This is a genomic window from Lacrimispora sp. BS-2 (assembly GCF_040207125.1).
In the GTDB taxonomy this organism is placed as follows: Bacteria; Bacillota; Clostridia; order Lachnospirales; family Lachnospiraceae; genus Lacrimispora.
In genome coordinates this window covers 4102846-4124283 of record NZ_CP157940.1, presented here as the reverse complement: position 1 = coordinate 4124283, position 21438 = coordinate 4102846, and the positions used below count along the sequence as shown (strand labels likewise).

The 21438-nt window shown below is 45.8% G+C and carries 18 protein-coding genes; 2 read left to right on the top strand and 16 right to left on the bottom strand.

Annotation, left to right across the window (positions count from 1 at the left end; genetic code table 11):
- Positions 1–10: 10 nt before the first annotated feature.
- Positions 11–1402, bottom strand: coding sequence for a tryptophanase (locus tag ABFV83_RS19330; RefSeq protein ID WP_349946196.1), 1392 nt, complete (start codon positions 1400–1402; stop codon positions 11–13).
- A gap of 62 nt (positions 1403–1464) precedes the next feature.
- Positions 1465–2331 carry a hypothetical protein gene (locus tag ABFV83_RS19325; RefSeq protein WP_349946194.1) on the bottom strand — a complete coding sequence of 289 codons (867 nt, stop codon included), beginning with the start codon at positions 2329–2331 and terminating at the stop codon, positions 1465–1467.
- Between the two features lie 173 nt (positions 2332–2504).
- On the opposite strand from ABFV83_RS19325, the gene ABFV83_RS19320 reads away from it, so the two are divergent.
- A complete protein-coding gene (locus tag ABFV83_RS19320) occupies positions 2505–3479 on the top strand; it encodes a serine hydrolase (protein ID WP_349946192.1) in 975 nt (324 codons plus the stop codon).
- A gap of 220 nt (positions 3480–3699) precedes the next feature.
- On the opposite strand, the gene ABFV83_RS19315 is transcribed toward ABFV83_RS19320, so the two are convergent.
- The 6 genes from ABFV83_RS19315 to ABFV83_RS19290 all read right to left on the bottom strand — a co-directional run bounded on the left by ABFV83_RS19315 (position 3700) and on the right by ABFV83_RS19290 (position 10261).
- Entirely contained in the window at positions 3700–4656 is a 957-nt protein-coding gene (locus ABFV83_RS19315; RefSeq protein WP_349946190.1) for a glycosyltransferase, read from the bottom strand.
- 114 nt (positions 4657–4770) lie between these two features.
- Complete coding sequence (locus ABFV83_RS19310; protein WP_349946189.1) at positions 4771–6375, bottom strand: DUF2142 domain-containing protein; 1605 nt, start codon at positions 6373–6375, stop codon at positions 4771–4773.
- The gene (locus ABFV83_RS19305; protein WP_349946187.1) at positions 6356–6727 is read right to left on the bottom strand and encodes a DUF2304 domain-containing protein; all 372 of its coding nucleotides are present in this window, start codon (positions 6725–6727) and stop codon (positions 6356–6358) included. The genes ABFV83_RS19310 and ABFV83_RS19305 overlap by 20 nt, the downstream gene beginning before the upstream one ends.
- Positions 6728–6745: 18 nt before the next feature.
- Positions 6746–7441, bottom strand: a complete 696-nt coding sequence (locus ABFV83_RS19300; protein ID WP_349948953.1) for a glycosyltransferase family 2 protein — start codon at positions 7439–7441, stop codon at positions 6746–6748.
- A complete protein-coding gene (locus ABFV83_RS19295; protein WP_349946185.1) occupies positions 7441–8697 on the bottom strand; it encodes a lipopolysaccharide biosynthesis protein in 1257 nt (418 codons plus the stop codon). Before ABFV83_RS19295 ends, ABFV83_RS19300 begins: the two co-directional genes overlap by 1 nt.
- Positions 8698–8818: 121 nt before the next feature.
- Positions 8819–10261 (bottom strand): lipopolysaccharide biosynthesis protein, encoded by a 1443-nt coding sequence (locus ABFV83_RS19290; RefSeq protein WP_349946184.1) that lies wholly within the window; start codon positions 10259–10261, stop codon positions 8819–8821.
- A gap of 155 nt (positions 10262–10416) precedes the next feature.
- Here ABFV83_RS19290 and ABFV83_RS19285 point away from each other — a divergent pair, with 155 nt between their 5' ends.
- Entirely contained in the window at positions 10417–11868 is a 1452-nt protein-coding gene (locus ABFV83_RS19285) for a L,D-transpeptidase family protein (protein WP_349946182.1), read from the top strand.
- An 80-nt stretch (positions 11869–11948) separates the two neighbouring features.
- Here ABFV83_RS19285 and ABFV83_RS19280 read toward each other — a convergent pair whose 3' ends face one another.
- The 8 genes from ABFV83_RS19280 to leuA form a co-directional block, all read right to left on the bottom strand.
- Positions 11949–12935, bottom strand: a complete 987-nt coding sequence (locus ABFV83_RS19280) for a glycosyltransferase (protein ID WP_349946180.1) — start codon at positions 12933–12935, stop codon at positions 11949–11951.
- Between the two features lie 193 nt (positions 12936–13128).
- A complete protein-coding gene (locus ABFV83_RS19275) occupies positions 13129–14106 on the bottom strand; it encodes an ATP-grasp domain-containing protein (protein ID WP_349946178.1) in 978 nt (325 codons plus the stop codon).
- 123 nt (positions 14107–14229) lie between these two features.
- Positions 14230–15336, bottom strand: a complete 1107-nt coding sequence (locus ABFV83_RS19270) for a DegT/DnrJ/EryC1/StrS family aminotransferase (protein ID WP_349946176.1) — start codon at positions 15334–15336, stop codon at positions 14230–14232.
- A gap of 21 nt (positions 15337–15357) precedes the next feature.
- Positions 15358–16278: a glycosyltransferase family 2 protein gene (locus ABFV83_RS19265; protein ID WP_349946174.1), complete on the bottom strand. Its 921-nt coding sequence runs from the start codon at positions 16276–16278 to the stop codon at positions 15358–15360.
- A gap of 46 nt (positions 16279–16324) precedes the next feature.
- Positions 16325–17206 carry a glycosyltransferase gene (locus tag ABFV83_RS19260; RefSeq protein ID WP_349946172.1) on the bottom strand — a complete coding sequence of 294 codons (882 nt, stop codon included), beginning with the start codon at positions 17204–17206 and terminating at the stop codon, positions 16325–16327.
- A 12-nt stretch (positions 17207–17218) separates the two neighbouring features.
- Positions 17219–18196: a glycosyltransferase family 8 protein gene (locus ABFV83_RS19255; RefSeq protein WP_349946171.1), complete on the bottom strand. Its 978-nt coding sequence runs from the start codon at positions 18194–18196 to the stop codon at positions 17219–17221.
- Positions 18197–18305: 109 nt separating this feature from the next.
- The gene (gene glf / locus ABFV83_RS19250) at positions 18306–19406 is read right to left on the bottom strand and encodes a UDP-galactopyranose mutase (RefSeq protein ID WP_349946169.1); all 1101 of its coding nucleotides are present in this window, start codon (positions 19404–19406) and stop codon (positions 18306–18308) included.
- 153 nt (positions 19407–19559) lie between these two features.
- A complete protein-coding gene (gene leuA, locus ABFV83_RS19245) occupies positions 19560–21227 on the bottom strand; it encodes a 2-isopropylmalate synthase (protein ID WP_349946167.1) in 1668 nt (555 codons plus the stop codon).
- Between the last annotated feature and the right edge of the window lie 211 nt (positions 21228–21438).

Sequence of the window (21438 nt, the reverse complement as noted above, 5' to 3'; positions counted from 1 at the left end):
GGATATATTCTTAATATTCGATGGGTTCCAAAGATGCCTGGAAGTGACGTAAAATCGGCGGCTCCCAGGTGATGCGGTATCCCCGCTTGATTTCGGACGCTCTTTCCTTGATTGCGATTAATGCATCAGCCATGATGTCAATATGTGCCTGTGTATAAACGCGGCGCGGAATCGCAAAGCGTGTAAATTCAAACTCAGAATGAAGCTGCTCTCCGGTATCAGGATCGTTGCCCAGCATAAAGGAGCCTATGTCACAGGTACGGATCCCAGCCTCTTTATAAAGCTCGATTGCAAGCACCTGTGCAGGGAATTCATTATATGGAATGTGAGGGAAAAATGCTGCCGCATCCACAAAGACTCCATGACCGCCCACCGGTGACTGGTAAGCAATTCCTGCATCGTCTAATTTAGCTGCCAGATATTCCATCTGACCGATGCGGTATCTTAAAAAGTTTTCGTCGATTCCTTCGTAAAGTCCAATTGCCAGGGCTTCAAGATCACGTCCGGAAAGTCCTCCGTAAGTAAAGAATCCTTCGTATGAAATACAGTTGGCTTTTATTTTTAATATAATTGGTGAATTCCCGTCTTTTATTCCAATCAGACCACCGATGTTTACAATTGTATCCTTTTTTGCGGACATTGTAAACATATCACCATAGCTGAATATTTTCCTGACAATTTCTTTTATGGACATATTTTTGCATTCTTCTTCCCGCTGCTTTAGGAAAAAGGCATTTTCAGCATATCTGGCGGCATCAATATTAAGAGGAATATTATACTTTTTACATATCTCTGATACCTCTCTCATGTTTGCCATGGATACCGGCTGGCCTCCTGCTGAATTGTTAGTAATAGTCATTACAACAAGACCAACATTTTCAGCGCCCAGTTCATTGATTAATTTTTCAAGTTTAACAACATCCATGTTGCCTTTAAAAGGAGCTCTTATGGAAGGATTTTTTGCTTCCTCTACCACACAGTCAATGGCTCTGGCCCCAGCCAGCTCTACGTGGGCTCTTGTTGTATCAAAAAACATATTGGAAATGGCAAATTTACCTTTGGAAAGGAAAATAGGAAAAAGCACCTTTTCGCCGGCACGGCCCTGGTGAACCGGTTGTATAAAATCATAACCGAATATGTCTTTGCCTGCATCAAATAATTTATAGTAACTGGATGAACCGGCGTATGCTTCATCGCCTCTCATAACTCCTGCCCATTGGCCATCACTCATAGCATTGGTTCCGCTATCGGTTAAAAGGTCAATATAGACATCTTCGCCCTTTAGGCTAAATAAATTAAACTTAGCCTCTTTGATTTTTTCGATACGTTCCTCTTGAGTTAACATTTTAATACGTTCTACCATTTTAATTCTGAACGGTTCCGGAATATACTTTACAGCCATGTTTTTCTCTCTCCTTTTTATTTTTTATGTGTATTTTAAATATAATCTTATTTTAATACAGCTTAATCCTTTTGTAAAATGACTAAAAAAAGTGGCATCACAACAATTTTATTATGATATATGTCCAACAAGCCGATGACCATCACGATCATTAAAATCACAGTGCTTATGACCTCCAGATACTGAAGGGCCGCCTGCAGGGTCTGATAGCTGGCGGAATTATTTTTAAACTGCCGGCTGTTTAAGACCGAAATGTCACGGTTGATGAACCGGTAAAGCTTTAGGGCGGATTCGTAGGAGCTTTTGTATTTTTCCACATTCTGCCCGCGCTTTGCCTGTACTGTTTCATCTGTAACAGCCAGATAGCTGTCCAACATGTTGCGGATGTTTTTTTCCAGGATCTGAATCTGATTATCAGTTACAGTAACATTAAGTCCCTCTAACAGCTTCCTGTAATCCTGTTCAGCCCGGTAATAATTGGTTAAGGACTCGGAATCCTTTACCTGCAAGTATTTGTACATGAAATTCTGCACATCGGAAAGGACCTCCGACAGCTCATTAAGGTTCACATTGCTTATGTATACAGAATTCATACGCTCTACCATCTGTTTGATCTGGGTCTTACCTACACTGTTATAATCGATAACCGCCTGATACACTGCCTCCGTATCCACTTCATCCATGCAGACAATGATGTCCGCAGGACCCTGGGGATTCTGGAATAAATTGCTCACTATTTCCTCGGCTTCAAATGCCTGGCCGGATGGGATCTTGATCTCTTCCACCTTAATACGGTTCACAGTTTCTTTTGAAGTGACCATCCGGTTGTTGATCTGATTAAAAATCTGGGACTGGTTGCTGTCAATGGAATTGATCCCAACGTAGCTTTTCCGGTCCGTGACAGGTGCATCGTTTAATATGGTTGACACAGGTCATGAAGAAAAAATAAACGGAAAGCAGTCCGGTTTTTACCGGACTGACAGAAAGGTTGTAGCAGATAGCTGATCATTTTAAATATTTAAAAATAGTTCTTGCAAATCATTTTTAATGGATCTATCCTTTATTTTAAGGATATCCTTTATCACTTAACGGAGGAAATTATATGAATCAGGAAAAAATTAATGAACTTGAAAAGACGATAAGCAGTGACTATAGCAATATCGCAGGCATTGTTGTACAAAAAAACGGCATAAAACTATATGAAAACTACTTTAATGGATATACAGCCCATAACGACCTTCATATATATTCGGTGACCAAGAGCGTTTTTTCCGCATTAATTGGTATCGCAATTAATAAAGGTCATATTAAAAGTGTGGATCAGAAGGTATTGGACTTTTTCCCGGATTACACTGTTAAGACAGGTGAAAAAACAATACAGAGTGTTACACTTAAAAATTTGCTTACCATGACGGCCTCATATAAATATGAGTCTGAGCCATACGAGGAGTTTTTCGCAAGCGATAACTGGGTAAAAGCTGCCCTTGATTTACTGGGAGGCGAAAAACATACAGGAGAATTTATGTATTCTGCCATCATAGGAACCCATATCCTGTCAGGTATTCTTGTAAAAGCGACGGGCCAGCCAGTGCTTGATTTCGCTGCGGAACATTTATTCTCGCCACTGGGAATCAATGTTCCCCAGAATGTGGTGCTGGGGAATAAAGAGGAGCATATCGCCATTATGAATGATAAAAATACCAGTGGCTGGGTTGTTGACCCGCAAGGGATAAATACGGCAAGCTGGGGCCTTTTCCTGACGCCTGGGGATATGGCAAAAATAGGCCAATTGTACCTAAATGGTGGAACATGGGAAAGGAAACAAATTATACCGGAAAAATGGATAGAAGTAAGCACAAAGGAGCACATCAGACTGAATCGGCTGTCTTATGGCTACCTGTGGTGGATTATTAATGATAAAGAGCATATCTATGCAGCCTTGGGAGACGGGGGAAACGTAATCTACGTCAATACAAAGAAAAAAATGGTCGTTTCTATCGCTTCTCTATTTACACCGGACCCTAAGGACAGGATAGGGTTTATTATGGAGCACATTGAACCAATATTTGAGGATTGAGTATGACGAATCTCCATTTGCCACATGATAAATTGATTCATTTGCAATATCCATGTAATATAAAAATAGGCTCAAAGCATATCTTGAGCCTATTTTTTGCATTTTTATGGAGTATATAAAAGCACTGGATATTTATGATCAATATACAGTGCTCTTATCCCATCATGAATTTTTTAACAACAGGACAGCCGGCTTTAACCGGGCTGCTTTTCTCATTGTTTTATCTTTCCTTTTTCCAATATTCCCTGTTCATGGTAAAGCTAAAGACCAGCCACTTTGGCAGACTGCGATACCGTTTTCCCATAAGATATCCCATGTATTTAAAACCGCTTTTTACAATCACTGCGGGAACAAGCCATGGCTTCCCTTCCTTTACAAGCCAGGCACAGGTCTTTTTCACAAGCCGGATTCCCTCACCTTCCGAGCGGATTCCCTCAAACACCTCCGGGTGGTCCGCCTGGGATACCGCAAGGTCAAAATTCCTCTTAAACTGGGCTATGCAGCCATAATTATGGGAATGGTACACTTTTGCCCCGGCTGCGTAGGCAACTGCCTCTCCCCGGTGTCTTACCGCATTTCCCGCATAAATCATGTCCTCATTAAAAATAGTCCGCCTGATAAATCCGCCTGCCTCTAAAAATGCGGCCCGGTCATAGGCACAGCAGACATTGGAGGCAAAAAAGGTCTTGATTCCCAGCTCCTTTAAATCCTTCCCTGTCTTTACCCTGCTTTGCTCCGGGTAATTAAAGGACCGGGTATACTGCTCTGCCAGGGCACAGTCAGGATTGGGAAGCTGTCTTCCATAGGCCATGACCACCTTTTCTCCGCCCTTTCCAGTCTGGTCAAGGCCCCTTACAAGCGCCCCTATTAAATTTCCATCAGCCGGAACCGCATCATCGGTCATAAATACCATGATATCCGCCTCAGAATAACCGGCTCCCTGGTTCCTGGTGCCGCCATGGTCAAATTCCTCTTTTGTCACATGATGTACTTCCAGATTAGGGACCCAGCCATATTCCTCTTCCTTCCAATAAGACCGTTCCGTGTTCATGACGATGATCCGACGGATAGGGTATGACTGTTCTCCCAGACGTTTCAGCAAAAGCTTTAACTTCTCATCCGGCTTATATACGGGAATGATCACATCAACGGTCTTTTCCTGCCTTTTTTCTTCCATTGTAAATTCCTACCTTCCAGTTAAATACTCCGTAGCAAGCCGCGGAGTATTTATCCCCGCGGGCAGCCTCCAAGTCCAGGCAAGCCTGACTTTGGCTAATTGCCTTTCCGTATATCAATAGCGCAGACACGCTGTGGAACAGATGCGTATCAGAGCATAAATGCTCACAAAGCATTCCAGATACCATGCGCTTTTCCTTAAATCCAAGTTGATCACCAGGCGTTTGTCAAATACCACCAGCAGCACAAGGGGAAGCAGAGGAATAAAATACCGTCCCTGTACGCCTGTTATATAGGTAAGCTCCCTTGGCGTCCAGCCTAAAAGCATGGAAGCCAGAACCAGACAGGCGCTTAAAAACACCAGAAAAACCATCCAAAGCTTCTGTCCGCCTGACAAGGGGGACTCTTCCCCTTCCCTCCTTATCACACTGACAAAGAGCACATACCACAGGATCGAAAGGCAGAAAGGAGGCACCGTCAGATTAGGATCCAAATTGCCCAGAAATCCTCCCAGCATGGTGGTCAGATAATAATCAAACTGAGTCACAAGGGTCTCATAATATACCCGAAAAATACGATAGGGGTGCTCCCACACATCCTGAAGCGTATACCCTGCCGCTTCACTCCAGCCCACATAGCTTTCTGTAGTAGTCGCCCACGCAGAAAGGACCAGACGGTTTACCAGGTACACTGCCAGGAGGACAGCGGTTATGACACCTATAACAGAGATCCAGTAATCCTTTTTGGACTTGAATTTAGAAGAAGGAATAAACAGGCAGATCCCGGCTACCGGCAGATAAACGATTTTCCCTGGTTCCAGAAGAATCAGCAAAAGGGCCAGCAGAACCGTATCCTTTACGGTCACCTTCTCCTTCTCAAAGGCCAGGTAAAAACACCAGGCCAGAAACAGCATGGACAGGCCGATAAAAGCTGCATCATAAGAAAAAGACGCTGCCAGATGAAGAGTCATGGGAAGGCACGATACCGCCATGAGCAGCTCTTTTTTAAAGGGCATGATCCTGACAGCCAGGGCTGCCATACCTGCAAAAGCCAGAAGATTGAACAGCCTGCCAAGATATACCAAAGGAACGTATCCCAAATGGAGCAGCCTGGCAAGGCAGATCCCAAGGGTCTGGGGAAGATAAACAACCGGCGTGGTATTCACCGGTATTTCATAGCGGACCGTCATACCCTGGCTCTTATCAAGGGAAAACATCTCCTTAAGTACCAGGTTGTATGTGGTACGCCCCACACTGGTATAAAGCCCGGTCGCATCATCGCCGCTCCGCACCAGAACATTGGCCCCGCGGCCGATCCTCTCTTTCTCCTCCTCTGTTGCATGGGAAAGAAAGGCATCATCTGCCACCGCCGGTTTTCCCATAAGCTGGCTTGAAAGCCGGTAAGCACTGGTAAAATGAGCCGCCTCATCAGGCGTTGAAAAAGGGGTGAGAACCAGCATATAAAACAGACCCAAAATCACCACTGTTCCAGGAAACAAAAAAAACGGTGGTGTCTCAATTATCCACAAGACCGCTCCCAGACAAGCAAGAAATCCACAACCAAACACGATCAGCCACCAGTAAAAGCGGCGGACCGCCTCAAATTCCGGCGATGGAATGCCCACAATGGTTTCTTCATAGGTTTTTATAAAAAGAAAGGCGAGAAAAAAAATGCTTCCCGCCGTAAGCAGCAACCCCTTTTTATTCAGAATGAGCTTCACGATGACCTTCCTCCTTCTCCCTGTCCTCTTCCCGGTCCAGGGCAAGCATCTGGATCAGCTCCGTCATTCTCCGCTCCAGCTGGGATATTTTCACGGACTGGAAGAAAACCTTTACCAACAGGATGAAAATCATAAAGGTAAAGATAAAGTTAGCGGTGGAATAGGTCCCAACCATCCGGGATATGAAATCAGCCAATGGAGGGAATAAGCTGAATACCACCAAAAGCAGGGCAAACATCACCCAGAAGATAGAATCCTCTATCTTCATCTTGGAATGGCGTATTTTTCTAAGTAAATAAAATGTAAGTAATATGGAAACGCATATCAGTACGCCTCGAAGCAAAACTGTCATGTTACGTTCTCCCTTCCTTTATCTCCTGTCCCTGATACGGATGCTCTGTACCAGCAGTATGGAAAACAGCATCTTTCCCATATACCGGGCAGCATTGACCGGATTCAAATAGCTCTCTCCCAGAATCCGTTCATCCATGATTACAGGAATCTCTGCGACCTTTGCTCCCTGGCTGATCAAATAGGAGATCGTATCCGGCTCCGGGCCGTAATTTAAGCCATCGGCAAATTCCTTGATCATCTTCCTGTTAAACATACGCATCCCGGAGGTAGGGTCACTGACCTTTACTCCTGTTGTGAACCAGATGGAGCCGCTTAGGAGTCTGCTTCCAAGCATCCGCATAGAACGAGGCTTTTTCCCCGTCACAAACCTGGAGCCGATAACAATATCATATCCTTCATCCATCTTCTCTTTCATGGGAAGGATATATTCCGGCCGGTGCTGCCCGTCCCCGTCAAACTGTATGGCATACCGGTAGCCCCGTCTGTGGGCATATTTAAGACCGGTCTGGAATGCTCCGGCAAGCCCCAGATTCATAGGCAGGTCAATGATCTTCCAGCCATGCTTTCTGCAGATATCCGCCGTGTGATCGGTGGAACCGTCATTGATGATCACATAATCAAACATAGGATAGTTGGTGATCACTTCTCCTACCACGCGCTCAATATTTAAAGCCTCATTGTATGCAGGTATCACTACCAGTACCTTATCCATCATTTCTTCCGCTCCAGCCTCCCTCTTTCCTCTGTAATAAAGACACGGACCGCCTGTCCCATAAAGCAAAGCATAAGTATCAGCATTTCCAGCATATAGGAAAAGGCTCCTCCATTGATCCCTCCCTTTCCAACCAGCCAGAAGGAGAGAAAGAAGGAAAGGATGCTGACCGGCACATAGCCGAAAAAGATCCGCTTCTGCTGTTTCATGATGACAAGCACATAATAAAACAGATTCATGACCGCAAAGAAACCGCCGCCCAGCACGATGAACAGAAGCCCGGATTTATACGGCTTAAGTTCCACATTGGAAATGGCTCCAAGCACTGGAACTCCAAGCACCCAGGCACCTGCCAGGGCAATCACCGTAAGAAGGAATATAATACCGGAAAGCTTCTTTAAGCCGGACCCAAATTCCTTAAAATTCCTCTCCTCCCACTGATAAGACATACTGGTCAAAAAGGGACGGATCACAAAGTTCGCCGCCAGGTTAATGACCGAGGTCGGCATAAAAATTGCCACAAAAACAGCGTTGTCCGTAGCAGTCATCCGGGCATCCACCGCATATTTTGCCATGGCAAAAATGAGCCCGTCTAAAAAAACGGACAAGAACAGCAAAAATCCATCCTGCAAAAGCCTCCACTGCCTGCCAGGAGTCCTGGTAAACACAATTCCAGGAACACTCTTTGCCGCTCTTTTATCAAACAGCAGAATTCCCGCTCCCTGGGACAAAACTGCTACCACACAGGAAAATATAAGCGCCTTTGTTACAGCCAGGGTTCCTAAAAAACAGCATACGGAAAGCAGCGTGCGGAAAGCCATGGCCTGTCCTGTAAGGTACAGCCGTCCATTTCTCTGAAATTCCGATTCATATACATCTGCAAACCCGTCAAGTACCTTATACAGCACCATCAAAAATACCACCAGGGCCTTTTGAGCCGTATAGCCTGCCGACGGGGACAGGGTGTTAAAAATAATATAACCCATTCCAAAAAGGACAGCCACGGAGCAGGTAACGAGCCGGGCCAGACGGTATTCGGAAAACGTATAGCTTTTGCTTGTATCCGTGCTCTGTAAAGGTCTCATGCCAAAATAGGCTACCAGAAACATCTGCTGCCCAAAGGTACTGAAGGCAAAACCAAAGATTCCTCCCTGTTCCGTTCCTATGAGATGGTTGACAAGGGCCGTAAGGACCATGCTGGAACCGGCATAAACCAGGCTTCCGATCATATTCCAGGCCACATTTTTTCGTTCCATTTATTTTCCCCTTAATTACCAACAGTATTGGGGCATAATGATATCCCCACCGGGTACTTCCTCACAATGTCCCTTTATTCTACAATATCCGGCCTGAAAAGTAAACTTAAAACCACCCTGCCTACTGTTTTATGATTCCTGAAATACGGCACAGGTACAAAAAAGGCTCCAGCCGGAACAGCCAGGAAAGCCCTGCATAAACAGCGACTCCTACAAGAATCTGGACGATCAGGGTTAAAAGAGTTCCTTCTATTACATATTGCATTCCGTATGAAATGAGGCACATCACCGCTGACAGAAGAAGAGAAGGAAGTACATCCTTCCACTGCTCGAAAAAGCTGTAGTTTAAGAGCTTTTTATTGGGATACGCATTGATAAAGGTACAGATAAAATCGGTCACTGCCCTTAAAGCCACCATGGTATATATCCCAAAGGGGATGCTGATGAGAAGAGCAGCCATGCCGATCGCCTTCTTTATTATTTCCAGCTTGAGGAATACCTCACTTTTCCCCAGGGCATTAATGGCCTGCAAATTTGCCACATGAAGGGGCCAGGTCGCATAAGCTACGCACAGCATCCGGAGCATGGGCACACAGGGCAGATACCTGTCCGTCAAAAGCAGCTTTACCATAGGCTCCGCTACAGCGATCAAACCTGCCATCATGGGAAATACCAGGTAAGAGCTGGTGACTATAGACCTTCTCACCATGCGCTTTAACCTCTCCTTGTCCTCTTGGCTGGCAGAAAAAGCCGGAAGCATGACCGACTGGATAGCTGCCCCAAGATTATTGGCAATCAAGGCAGGAAACTGGTTTCCCCTTGAGTATTGCCCCATCATGGCGGAATTATATAATTTCCCGATGACTAGCCCGTAAACATTATTAAATACCGTATCAATAAGGCCGGAACAAAGTATTTTCCAGCCATAGGAAAACAGTTCTCCCGCCTTTTTAATGGAAAACAGGAGCCTTGGCCTCCACTTCACCAGAATTGTCAGCATGATCATTAAGAAAAAGCTGTAAAAAAACTGCTGCATGGCAAGGGCCCACAGCCCCAGCCCCCTGGCTGCCAGAAAAACGCCGATGATACCGGAGCAGAGAGCGGCAAAAAGGCTTGCCAGACAAAGCTTCCGAAACTCCATATTCCTGGCGACCACTGCAGACTGGACAGAGGTAAAGGCACCAAAAAACAGGGTCACAGAAAGGATCCGGAGCACCGGTGTAAAAACAGGCTGTCCGTAAAAAGAAGCTATGGCCGGAGCCGAAAAAAAGAGGATCACATATAAAACAAAAGCGATGGCTCCGCTGATATAAAATGCAGAAGAATAATCCACCTCATCCACCGTCCGTTTCTGGATCAGGGAGGTATTAACACCGCTTTGAACAAACACATTTCCAATGGTAATGAATATCATAATGAGCATGACTTCTCCGGACTCTGCCGGCGTCAGCATCCTGGCCAGCAGAACCGATACAAGGAACTGAATACCCTGGGTGCCCCCGTTTTCCATCACTTTCCAGAACAGGCCGGAAAGGACTTTATTTTTCATATTTTCCTGGTACATACTGGCTTTTCTCCTTGCTTTACCAATTTACATTTCCGCCTTATTGTACTATATTCCCCAATAATTGTAAATCGTCTATAGCATTTTAGGCCTGATTGTGTTAAAGTATAAGGGAATATACTTTTTATTTATAAGAATTCAGGAGGTTATATATTATGCGTAAACTGACACGCAGCCTGATGGTACTCTGCCTTACGGCTGCTCTTGTTTCCGGACAGGCTTCCCTTGCATGGGCAGAAGAAGCATATGGACCGGGATTTAAGAATGGTGTCCCCATCAGTCAGAGCGAAGGGCAGTCTGAGACCCAAGCCCAGACAGAAACCCAGACACAGGGGGGCGTAACCAAGGAAGAAGCAGAAACCGCTTTGGCAAATGCCGGCATAGACATTGGAAAAGAAGGGGAAGGCAGCGGCGAGGACGGCGTGGTGGATGAAGCCACCAGAGCAGCCCAGGAAGCTTTAAAGGCCAATTTCCCACGTCTCCAGACTACAGTTATGGTCGGTGACAGCAACTGGTCACAGCCTTTTGTAAACGATGCATGGATCACAAATGACGGACAGGGCTTTCACGGATTATCTACCTTCCTCACAAACATTGTAGGAAACGTGCTTTACAGGACCTATACCTCCAGCACCGGCTGGTCTCCATGGGTCTTAAACGGGCAGCAGACTACCAATTATGCCAATGACATAAACATCGAAGCAGTACAGATGCGGTTTTCCGGTTATGTGAATAACCAGTTCGACCTCTACTATACTGCTCAGCTGGAAGATGGAACCACGATGGACTGGGCCAAGAACGGAACCACCACAGGAACCATGGGAACCGGCCACTACATAACAGGGCTGAGAATGGCCTTCTACGCCAAGAATTCTCAATTCCCCTATGCCACGGATAAGCCTTTGGTTTCCGCTGTCCCAGACGGAATGCGGCAGATCGACGGCGGTCTCCGCTACTTTAACGGCGACGGCACAGCCTTTACCGGCTGGGCATGGGCAGGCAATGAGCGCTACTATTTCCAGGATTCCTATCCCGTGACCGGCTGGCAGTACCTTGACGGCTACAAATATTATTTCGATGAATCCGGAAGAATGCTCTCTGACTTAGAGCCTGTTATCGGCGGAAAAGGACCATTCCTTATCAGCATCAACAAGACCATGAACTGTATGACCATCTTCGCCAAAGATGGGAACAACGGATTTATCATTCCGGTAAAATCCTTTTTGACCTCCACCGGACCGGATACCCCTCTTGGAACATTCCAGACTCCGGAAAAATACCGCTGGAGAGATATGAACCACGGAATCTTTACCCAGTATGCAACCCGCATCTGGAAGGGCTTCTTAATTCATTCCATACTGTACAGCAAGCCCAATAATATGACGCTGGATCCGATGACTTATAATTATATGAGCATTGCTCAGTCAGCCGGCTGCGTCCGTCTCCTCTCCGGAGATGCCAAATGGGTATATGACCATTGCGCTCTTGGAACTACCGTTACGATTTACGAATCACTGGTTCCAGGACCATATGAGAGACCGGCCATTGAACAGATCATACCTGATACCCAGACCTGGGATCCTACTGATCCCAATATTGCAAGATAACCTGGGACAGGCAGCTTTATAACGATATAACACATGGGCAGGAACCGAAATTACCGGATCCTGCCCATGCTTTTGCTTTCTTACCCTTTCTTTCCAAGGAATATCTTCCTTAACAGCCCGTAAGCTCCCGGAGCCCGGTATTCGGCCTGAATAAAAAACCTGGTTCTTGGCGTCAATTCCTTATAATATTTACGGTATTCCGGATTCATGATCTCCGTAAACTGCCTGGTATTGACCATGGTATGATAATAAGTCCGTTTTGCCGCGCTGTCCGCTGCTTCCCTTAAACTGCCCTCTGTGGCAGCGTTAAATTCCTCGTACACCTGTTTCATCCGTTCCCAGTAAATCCTCTGCTTCCTGGCATAATTCCCACTTTTGCCATCCATGGTCCAGGAGCCTGCTACTCCCACCCGGTAAGCGCTCATGGGCTCATCCATGTAATAGCCGTATCCATTTGCAGCTGCTATCATCTGTAAGGGAGTATCTCCCACCGGACAATCCACATAGTAATCCGGAAGTTCCTTTACAAGGCGGGAGGGAAATGCCATGGAGGACATGGCATAACCGGAAGGCTTATCCACGATCTCCTCCGGCGTGATCACCCGGTTCCCCCGGTAAGGACGCATCTGTCTTTCCGTCAGAGCCCTTCCCACCAGTTCGATTTTAGCACTGTGTATGCAAAGGGTGCAGTCCGGATGGGCCTCCATGTAATCCACCTGCTTTTGCATCTTATCCGGTGAAGTCCAGTAATCATCTCCGTCGCACATGAAAATGTATTTTCCTCTGGCCCGTGGGAAATTAAACGCTCCGCTGATATTGTCAATTCCCTGAGAATACTGGTTCTCCGTCTGTATGAGGGGTCTCACTTTATCCGGGTATTTTGATTCATATTCTCTTAAAATATCCCCTGTTCCATCGGTGGACGCGTCGTCATGAACCAGAATTTCAAATTCAAAATCTGTTTTTTGCATGAGAAAGCTGTCCAGGGCCTGCCTGATATAAGCTTTATGATTAAAGGTCACGCAGTTAATACTGGCCATTATTTTTGATTCGGAACTGCTGTTCATTCCTCTCCGTCCTTTCCTGTATCTGCTTTTGTAATATAGCTTATCTTCACTTGCAACGCAAGTGAAGATAAAAGGGCTGCTTTTAGCCCGTCCATCCGATTATGGTAAGTGCTTTTTACTTTCCATAATATAGTTATCTGAACTTGCAACGCAAGTTTAGATAAAAGGGCTGTTTTTTAGCCCGTCCATCCGATTATGGTAAGTGCTTTTTACTTTCCATAATATATTCCTCATACTTTCTAGCAATATACATGCCCGTAATTCCCTGTAACGGTTCTATGGACTCTCCGTTAAAGCATCTTAAATGGTTGGTAACACAGTCATATCCTGCCAGACAGGAAAACTCTACGCCGCCGGAAAAACGGGGATTGCATTCCAGCATATGATACGATCCATCCTCTGCCTGAATGAACTCAAAATTCACACAGCCGTTGATATTAAGAGCATTGGCTATTTCCCTGCACACGGCTTCCAGAACGGGATCCAAAAACACAAGCACCGAGGTCCCTGCCCCATTGGGGGTCCGCAAAAGCTCCTTTCGGCACACAGCTGCGCTCTCACCTGTTTCCGCCTGCCTTACCACGTCCACGGTAACGATGCTTCCCTGATAATAGGGCTGTACGATCAGCCCCTCAGGACTTGTGCATTCCAAAAAGCCCTTCATCTCTTCAAGGGAATGGATATAGCGAAGCCCCTGACTGCTTCTTCCGTTAAATGGCTTGATAACCGCCGGATAAGAAAGCCGCTCCGGATCTGCTTCTGAAAGCTCCAGAGTGGGAATGGGATTACCAATGCCTTTTTCCGTAAGAAAATGGCATAACTTCCTTTTATCCCTGCATAGAAGAAGGGTTTCCTCCGATGACAGACATAATGTCACCGAAGCTAAGGAGAGTTCGTCCCTGTGGCGGTTCCACAGGTCTACCTCTATATCCGTGAGAACGATGAGCATCTTTGCCTGTTCCTTCCTGCAGATTTTCAGGATGGAGTCCACATACCTTTTCTCGTCTGTTGCAAGGGGAACCTGGTAAAAGGATGCCACATTCCCGGAATCTGCAATCCATTCTTCCGGATAAATATCACAGCCAACTACCCTTAGACCGCCTTTTTTCAAATTTTTTATTACAATATCTGCTGAAAATGACCCGATTGCAGTCACCAATGCTGTATTCATAATTTCCTCTTTTCCACTCTGTTTCTCAGGGCATATGGAATCCCTGTAAAGGGTTTCCTCCCTATTTCCGTATTGCCCAGAGCGTATATATTATGACATCATTTATGGTTGCTTCCTTTCCTCCTATCTGGCACTTAAAATTATGGCACAGATGCGGTCAACCTGATCCAGGGAAAGTTCTGCATATAAGGGCAGGGTCAAAACGCTGTCCGCCGCCTTTTTTGCCACAGGAAGATGTATATCTGAAAACCGCTCCCGATAGCATTCAAAGTCAGTGATCAGAGGATAAAAATACTTTCTGGCAAAGATGTGATGAGAGGCCAGCAGCTCATACACCTCATTCCTTGTTAATGAAAAACCGTCAAAGGCAACAGGAAAATACGCATAATTCTGGCGGATCCCTTCTTTTGGTTCTATCAGGCGAATCCCCGGAATCCCCGTCAAATGCTCCCGGTACCGTTCTGCCACAAGCCTGCGTTTTTCGATGTTATCATTCACATGGCGAAGGTTGCATATACCCATAGCCGCCTGAAACTCATTCATTTTGGCATTGCCGCCGATGTACTCCACGGTTTCCTTTCCGGTGATGCCGAAATTTTTCAAATAGTTGAACAAAATCTCCAGGGAAGGATCCTGAAAGGTCACAGCTCCGCCTTCAATGGTATTATATACCTTTGTGGCATGAAAGCTGAACATGGAAGCGTCACCGTAGGTCCCGATGCCTCTCCCATTAACTTCTACTCCAAAGGCATGGGCAGCATCATAAATTACCTTTAAATTATGTTTTTTCGCGATTTTTTCAATTTTATCTACATCACAGATATTTCCATAAACATGAACCGGTAAAATGGCGGTTGTCTTTTCCGTAATCAGTTCTTCGATCTTATCCGGATCAATGGTATAATCCTCTTCGCGGATATCGCAGAATACCGGAGTTAAGTTATTTCTTACAATGGCATGGGTGGTGGAAGCAAAAGAAAACGGGGTGGTGATCACCTCGCCGGACAGATTCATGGCCTGCAGCGCCATTTCAAGAGCCATATGCCCGTTGACAAACAAAAGAAGCTTTTGTACCTTTAAGTACTCCTTTAACTGCTCCATTAGTTTTTCATGAAATTCCCCCATATTAGTCATCCAGGCTGTTTCCCAGATGGGGCGTATCTCTTCTATAAATTCTTCATAGGAAGGCATGGAAGCCCTCGTCACTAATATATCCTCTTTATTATCCATGCGTTATCCTCCATTTCCCGGTCAGATGGAAAACATCTGGCCCAGCGTCCGCATATGGGTGCTTTTCATTAATTTGTATTTCCAAATAGTATAAATCTTTTCCACTCTGTTTTTTCCGGGCAGTCCGGTAAAATGCTCCAGAACCGCTTTCTGCTCCCTGGACATCTGATTTCCATAGAGTTTTAAAAACATCTGTGCCTGCACAAACATTTTCCTGTAATTTTCCCGGATCCTGTCCTGATTCAGGATCCGCTCCGCATACTGCTCCTTACCGCTTTTAGATCCCATCTGATTTTCCCCATGCTGCCGGTATAAGACCAGGGGACGGTCAATGTAGGATATTCTTCCAAAACAGCTTGCCAGAAGTCCCAGCCACCAGTCATGCATGACGCATTCCTTTGGAATCTCAGCAAAGAACCGCAAAAAGGCCCTGTTGATCATGACCGTATTCCCGGTAATGTTGTTCTCAACCAGATAATGACTGAACCGGTTATCATGAACCGCGATCTTCTGGTATTCTGCCATGGATTTGTGAAGAATATTGCCCGTCTTATCGGTAACCGATAAATCTCCGTGGACCAGCAGGGGAACCTCTGCTCCCCATTCCGCCTCCAGCCGCTTCATTTCCCTCAAAGTGATTTCTGTCTTATCTGGAAGCCACACATCATCCTGGTCACAAAGCATGACATACTCATCAGACACCGAAGTCAGCAGGCGAAAGAAATTATTCTGGGCGCTGCCAGACCTTTCCCTGTTCTTTAAACTCCTTACCCGGCCAGGATGTTGCTCTTCATATTCCCGGATAATGGCAGGAGTCCCATCTGTAGAAAGATCATCGGAAATCACGACGGACAGATCAGAAAATGTCTGGCCTATAATGGAATCCAGCTGCTCCCGTATATATTTTTCTCCGTTGTAGGATGCAAGAAGCACCGACACCATAAGCCTTCCCTCTTTCCTCTTCCCGCCCATGCTTTTTGGGCAAAACTTACCAGGACAATCCCAGGATCTCAGTCAGAAACCAGATTTCAGCCATGAGAAATGCCAGGAAAGCCTTTACCAGACATTCCTGGAACCGGTTGATTCCCAGATATTTTTTATAATAGTGAAGCTTGCTCTTATGAAGAAGGGCCTGCTTCTTTAAAATGGATTTCACATTCTTATTAATGGACACAGAATGAAGATGTACATAGGACTTATTCAGGAGAAGCACTGTTCCGTACCCCTTTTTCTTCATCTGAAATCCGAGAATTTTCTCTTCATAATATAGAAAAACATCTTCATCATAAAGACCGCATTCCATCAGGGCATGAATATCCGCCATAAAAAGAGAGCCAAGCACGGCATCTACGTAAACGTACCGCTCCTTTTTAGAATCCGTCTTTAATTCCGGCCGGTCATTAAGCCAGGGTGCAAAAATCCGTCTGGTAATAAGGCCGGTATCCAAAAGGTCTCCTAAAAGACCGTTAAGACGCCAGCTTGACAGCGCCACCTTTCCTGTCCCATCCCTGGTGACTGCCGCCGCAACTCCCAGCCGGCTTATCTTTAAAAAGGAATCCTTCATGGCCTGTATGCATTCCTCTGTGACCTTTACATCAGGATTTGCTATCAGCACATGGGAAGCGTGAAGGGTCCCATAAGCATACCGGATTCCCTGATTATTGCCATAACCGTATCCTCCGTTTTTTTCCGTGGAGATAAAATGAACCTTTCCACCGGCAACCGTTTGAAGTCTTAAGGCAGAATCATCGGTGGAACAGTTGTCCACGATTATAATGGAATCCAGGATTTCATAATTTACCATGGAATTTACCAGACTTATGGTGGTTTCCGCGTCATTATAATTGAGAATGATACAGCTAATGTTCATATCTGCTCCTCTTTAAGAACCCTTTCTGGAATTGATCACCTGCATTCCAAACCTGGCGCTTACAAAATCCCTCACAGGCGGACATATAAAGGTGGCGTAATCCATCAGATGATAGGCGGCCATATAAAGCCGGCTTCCCTTTTCCTTCGGCGTTCCTGCCCATGGGGTAAGGGAGAGATAATAGTCGTAAGCCCTGCGGTAATGGTTTAAATTCCCTACTTTCCAGGGTCTTTCATCCCCCATAAAATGCAGGATGGCAGGATGTTTCTTTGCCTCTTTAAACCCTTTTGACCCAAGCTTTCCATAAACAGGGGACAGCCCTACCAGATGGCTGTACCGGTAATAGCGGTAATTAGTAAAAAAGTTATACCTGGGAGACAATGGCTTGATCCTCCCCTTCAGTGCTCCGTTAATGGTGTCCTGATCCCCTGCAAACAGCTTGCCTCCCTTGGAGCAGTAAAAATCCAGAAGCAGCTTCTGGGCGTTTTCCTCCCTCCAACGGTTCATATCAATGAGAAGGACGCCGGAATTATAATAAGGCTCTGACGGCAAAAGACCGATATCTTCTTTAATGGAAGGGTATATGGTAGGCTCCATCACCGCACCTAAAAGGAAAGACTTCAAATCCGTTTCCCACAGCCTTCTTAAAGAGGAAAGCACCACTGTATCACAGTCTAAATACAGCACCCGGTCTGTCTCCTCCGGGAGAACCTCTCCTACGAACAGCCGGGCCATAATACTTAAATCAAAGCCGCCCGTATCCACCTCATAAGAAAAGCGCTCCTTTAAATTTCCCAGCTCTACGACCGTCAGCTCACGTCCAAACCCGTCTGCCACGGTCTTAAGCCGTTCTTTCGTCCCTTCTGAAAGGCTCATGGATAAAACATATATATGGATGTCTCCCATGTCCCTGTTATGATCCAAAAGGGAATAAAGGGATACGGCCAGATGTCTGGCATAATTATCGTTGGAAGCGTATACAACGTTCATAGATTCCTCCAGTTGACCCACGTTTCAGGGCATTGCAATTCCAGCCCTGGTTCCGTAGTATTGTACTATATCCGCCATAAAAAGTAAACAGCTTGGCCCGTAAGCAGGATTAACCCAATTCCTTTTCTACCCGGCTCATGGCTGATTCAATGACCTTGTCCATATCGTAGTATTTATATTCACCTAACCGTCCGCCGAAAATCACCTGGTCTTCTTTCTCAGCCAGTGCGGCATATTTTAAATATAATTCCTGATTTCTTTCATTATTAACCGGATAATATGGCTCCATTCCCTCGCTCCAGTCCACCGGATATTCCCGGGTAATTACAGATTTTGGCTGGGTCCCGAATTCAAAATGCTTATGCTCAATGATCCTGGTGTAAGGTGTTTCCCGGTCCGTGTAGTTGACCACAGCTACGCCCTGGTAATTATCCGTATCCACGACCTCTGTCTCAAACCGCAGGCTCCTGTATTCCAACTTGCCGTACTGATACCCATAGTAACCATCTATGGTTCCTGTATATACGACCTTTTCTCCCAGCCCGTCATAATACTCCTTATTTTCCAGATAATCAACGCCTGTTTCCACATCGCATCCTTCAAGAAGCTTTTCCATGATCACATTGTATCCTCCGATGGGGATACCCTGGTATAAGTCATTAAAATAGTTATTATCATAGGTAAAACGCACGGGAAGGCGCTTGATGATAAAGGCCGGAAGCTCCTTACAATCCCTGCCCCACTGCTTTTCCGTATACCCCTTTACCAGCTTTTCATAAATATCCGTACCCACAAGGCTGATGGCCTGCTCCTCCAGGTTTTCAGGCTCCCCGGTAACAGACGCCTTCTGCTCCTCGATGATAGCCTTTGCCTCTGCCGGAGTAGATATCCCCCACATCTTGCTGAAGGTATTCATATTAAAGGGCATGTTATACATTTCACCCTTAAAATTTGCCACCGGGCTGTTGGTATAGCGGTTAAACTCTGCCAGTTCATTTACGAACTGCCAGACCTTACGGTTGCTGGTATGGAAAATATGGGCTCCGTAGCTGTGTACGTGGATCCCTTCTATTTCTTCGCAGTAAATGTTGCCTCCGATGTGGTTTCTTTTCTCTACCACAAGACACTTTTTTCCTTTTTTGCCGACTAGATATGCAAATACACCGGAATAAAGGCCGCTGCCTACCAGCACATAATCATACTTTTTCATAGCTCCATTCTCCTGTCTCGGTTATAAACTGTCTCCATTATACTAAAGTCACCGGGAAAAGTAAATTCTTCTTGCAAAATCCCGGGTTTTATGGAAAATCCCCCCAGAACATAAAAACAGGGCCAGCCTTTATCAAAGGCTGACCCCTTTATGTTATGAATAGAATAACCGGTTGACCGCACTGAAGATTCCGCGGATAGACGCTCTTGTAATGTTGGAACTGATACCCACACCATAGGTAGCTTTTCCTGTCTTCACATCAAGGAGGTGAATATAGGAGGCCGCCTGTGCTCCGGATCCTGAAGTAAGGGCATGTTCGTAGTAGTCCAGAACCCTGATCTCAATGCCAAGTTCTTTTTCCAGCCCTTTTTGTACCGCATCAATAGGTCCGTTTCCAACGCCTTCAAAGATTTTCTCTACGCCGTGATCGGTGTAGCGGACTTTTGCCGCCGTGGAGAATGCCGTATCGTCATCTGCTTCCGTAATCTGGGATTTGCGGAAATGGATGGGCTCTTTCTTCTCTGAGTAGTTGCTCTTAAACTCTTCCATGATCTGCTCAGGAGCAACCTCACCCTGCTTTTCGGAAATCGCCTGGATCACATCTGCAAACTCCTTATGCATACCCTTTGGAAGCTTGAAGCCGTAGAAGGTATCCATGACAAATGCTACGCCGCCCTTGCCGGACTGGCTGTTGATCCGCACGATAGGCTCATACTGCCTGCCAATGTCCGACGGATCGATGGGAAGGTAAGGAACCTCCCAGTAAACATTCTTTCTGTCCCGCATGGCCTGCATGCCTTTGTTGATGGCATCCTGGTGGGAACCGGAAAAAGCGGTAAAGACAAGCTTTCCTGCATATGGATGTCTTGGCTCCACTTCCATCTTGGTACAACGCTCATAGATGTCAACGATCTCACGGATATTTTCAATATGAAGTTCCGGATTGATTCCGTGAGAGAACATGTTATATGCGACTGTTAAAACATCCACATTTCCGGTCCGTTCGCCGTTTCCTAAAAGCGTGCCCTCCACCCGATCTGCACCTGCTAACAGGGCAAGCTCTGTGGCTGCAATTCCGGTTCCCCGGTCATTGTGGGGATGTACGCTTAAAATAATGCTGTCACGGTTCTTGAAATGAGTGTTCATCCATTCGATCTGATCTGCATAAACGTTAGGAGTGGTCATCTCCACAGTAGAAGGAAGGTTGAAGATAATTTTCTTTTCCGGTGATGCTTCCCAGGTTTTCTGGACAGCTGTACAAATATCCAGAGCAAAATCCAGCTCTGTTCCTGTAAAGCTTTCCGGTGAATATTCAAGAATCACTTCACCGTCAAATTCCTGCATATACTGCTTTACCCATTCCGTACCCTTTATAGCGATCTCCCTAATCTCTTCCCTTCCCTTGCCAAAAACTACATCCCGCTGAAGAGTTGAAGTGGAATTGTAGATATGTACAATCGCCTTCTTAACTCCCTGAAGGGCTTCAAAAGTCCTCTTGATCAGATGCTCCCTGCACTGAACCAAAACCTGGATGACCACGTCATCAGGAATCAGTTTTCGCTCCACAAGCTGCCTTAAGAAATCAAATTCAATCTGGGAAGCTGCCGGAAAACCGACCTCAATCTCTTTAAAGCCTAATCGGATCAGGAGATCGAACATCTCGATCTTCTCTTCCACAACCATAGGCTCCGTAAGAGCCTGGTTTCCATCCCTTAAATCAACACTGCACCAGATCGGCGCCTTCTTAATCTCATTGCACGGCCATTGTCTCTCCGGATAGCTGACTACCGGTACTCTTTTATATCTTTGATAATTCAACATATTTTATCTCCTCCATTATCCTCTAATCGTCTGCTTTGTCCGGCAAATTGCCGGATTCATTCCTGAAACAGGACAAAATGTCCATGTTCTGCCTCATAAAAAATCAATGCAGGCCTTGGAGTCGATAAATCACGCTGTATCTTTTGACAATGAACAACGTGGCTTTTACAGGTCTAACCCCATCTTTCATCATTCCTTTGCATTAAAATCA